The organism is Paraburkholderia guartelaensis, assembly GCF_004353905.1.
Taxonomy (GTDB): domain Bacteria; phylum Pseudomonadota; class Gammaproteobacteria; order Burkholderiales; family Burkholderiaceae; genus Paraburkholderia; species Paraburkholderia guartelaensis.
This window is the reverse complement of sequence record NZ_SMOD01000151.1, coordinates 1-1,370: the sequence shown is the minus strand read 5'-3', so window position 1 is coordinate 1,370 and position 1,370 is coordinate 1. Positions and strand designations below refer to the sequence as shown.

General features: G+C 58.0%; 1 protein-coding gene, 2 rRNA genes and 1 pseudogene. 2 read left to right on the top strand and 2 right to left on the bottom strand.

The genetic code is table 11. The annotated features are described in order from the left end of the window. Positions 1–235 (top strand): integrase core domain-containing protein (locus E1N52_RS43745; RefSeq protein WP_133190276.1); only part of this gene is annotated, 235 nt, incomplete at its 5' end. 61 nt (positions 236–296) lie between these two features. Further along, positions 297–773 (top strand): annotated as a pseudogene (locus E1N52_RS43740) (pyridoxamine 5'-phosphate oxidase family protein); the annotation flags it as partial. A 90-nt stretch (positions 774–863) separates the two neighbouring features. Here E1N52_RS43740 and rrf read toward each other — a convergent pair. Continuing rightward, positions 864–977, bottom strand: a 5S ribosomal RNA gene (gene rrf / locus E1N52_RS43735). Positions 978–1,148: 171 nt separating this feature from the next. Next, positions 1,149–1,370 (bottom strand): 23S ribosomal RNA (locus tag E1N52_RS43730); the annotation flags it as partial.

Below are 1,370 nucleotides of genomic sequence, written 5' to 3'. Positions count from 1 at the left end.
GTCGATGGACGGCAAAGGCGCCTGGCGCGACAACGTGTTTGTCGAGCGCGTGTGGCGCAGCATCAAGTACGAAGAGATTTATTTGAGAGCCTACGAGTCGGTCAGCCACGCCCGGCGCTCCATTGGCCAATACATTGAGCTGTACAACCGCAAACGTCCTCATTCGAGTCTGGCGGATCAGACGCCCGATGAGGCATACTTCGCGACGCTGCCAGCGATCAAATCGGCAGCATGATCGCCCCGGACGTTCCACTTAAAAATCGCGGGACCCTGTCCGAACAAGCGGCACCACCTCTCTAGACGGTGCACCTGCCGTGCGGACGGTCGTGTTGCGCCGTGTCTCTCGCGAGCTGCGTTCAGTCATTTTCCATACCGACGTGCGGTCTACGAAGGTGGCCGAATTGCGGCGCGACCCGCGCATATCGCTCGTCGGCTGTGATCTCGACGGCGGGATTCAGATAAGGCTGTACGGCGTTGCGAGAATCGTCGAGACGCCCTCGGAAACGAGAGCGGTCTGGGACTCTAGCAGACCTCGGACATTGATCGTCTATCGCACGCCGCTTGCACCCGCGACACCGGTTGCGTCTCCCGCTGAGGCGCATGCAACGACGCACGCCGAAGATCTCGACTCATCGGCGGGATTCGAAAATTTCTGCCTGATTGATGTGACCGTATCGAGAATTGACTACCTCGATTTGAATCCCGCAGGGCATAGGCGGGCCAGCCTCGTGTTTGAAGACGGGGAATGGCGCAGGACCTGGCTGGCGCCTTGAATGGGCGAGCTGATTTTTTCTGGCGCCCAAACGCCAGAACCCCGGCGCTCTTTCGGAGACACCGGGGTTCTGGACGTTACTGCATAAGGAGCCTGACGATTACCTACTTTCACACGGGCAATCCGCACTATCATCGGCGTGGAGCTGTTTCACGGTCCTGTTCGGGATGGGAAGGGGTGGGACCAGCTCGCTATGGTCATCAGGCATGACGGGTTGCTGCGTCGCATCGGGTCTTTTGGACCTGGCGCCACAGCCAATCGGGAAGAAGCGTAAAGAGGTGTTGCTGAATTGGGGTTGTGTTGTTTCAGGCACAACACGCGATCTCTCAACCTGTGCACCCTTCTCTCCACAGCGGGAGGGAGGCACACCTGTTATAGGATCAAGCCTTACGGGCAATTAGTATCAGTTAGCTTAACGCATTACTGCGCTTCCACACCTGACCTATCAACGTCCTGGTCTCGAACGACCCTTCAAGGGGATCTAGTCCCCGGGGAAGTCTCATCTTGAGGCGAGTTTCCCGCTTAGATGCTTTCAGCGGTTATCTCTTCCGAACATAGCTACCCGGCGATGCGACTGGCGTCACAACCGGTACACCAG